The organism is Rhodococcus sp. KRD162, assembly GCF_017168335.1.
Lineage (GTDB): Bacteria > Actinomycetota > Actinomycetes > Mycobacteriales > Mycobacteriaceae > Rhodococcoides.
In genome coordinates this window covers 1-867 of the sequence record NZ_JABFAU010000079.1, presented here as the reverse complement: position 1 = coordinate 867, position 867 = coordinate 1, and the positions used below count along the sequence as shown (strand labels likewise).

Genomic DNA, 867 nt, shown 5'->3' with positions numbered 1-867 from the left:
GGGTCGGGGCCAGTAACCGCGAGATCGACCACCACCAGGTGACCGATCTGCGTGAAGCTGCGCGCAATCTCGGACTGACGCGAACCTCGAAGGGCCGACTGCTGCGCACCAGACTGGGCTCCAGCCTGGCCGAAGACCCAGTCGGCTTGTGGCGGCATGCCGCCACACGACTTCCCCTGGGGAAGCAGACGTACGAGACCGACGCGGCCACCCTGTTCCTGATCGCCCTCGCCGCATCGGCAAGCGCCAACCATCGAAACGAGATGCTGGTAGAGACCGTCGTCGAGTTGGGCTGGGCAAGTGAGGATTCCGGCGTGTTCGACGCGCAATTCGCGGCACAGGCGACGGTGAGCTTCCTGGACCTCATCGGCGCACACGGTCCGAGCTTCTACTTTCGCGAGGGAGTGTCGGACTCTCCGAGCTGGTCGCGCAGATTCGCGCGCGACGCCTTGTTGACCTGACGCCTTGTTGCCCTGGCGTAGGGGCGACTGAACGGGAGGCTGACCGTCGGATCGGTTGCCTGGACGCCCGAAATGACGAGAGATATGCGACGAGAGGCCGCTGACCTGCCGATTTGCACATGGGATTGTCTTCGCGTAACTTTTGTCGAGTCAGAGCGACGGACACCGACCCGGTCTTGGTTGATTGGGTGAACGAGGTTGGACGTGTGGCTTGGCAGGTTGTATCCCCCAAGAGTCGGGCCTTGTGTCCGAGACCAAGCTGGGATAGGCTGGAACAGTTGCCCTCGAGGCCTGCGGATTGTGTTCGTGGGGTTTGGGTGTGTGCGTGTTCTTTGAGAACTCAACAGTGTGTCGATGAATGTCAGTGCCGAATTTTTGTTTGGTGGTATGCATTCGATGTATCAGC

Annotated in this window: 1 pseudogene; it reads left to right on the top strand. The window is 61.0% G+C overall.

Going from position 1 to position 867, the window contains the following annotated elements:
• A pseudogene (locus tag J1M87_RS27510) lies at window positions 1-461 on the top strand (hypothetical protein); the annotation flags it as partial.
• Window positions 462-867 lie beyond the last annotated feature (406 nt).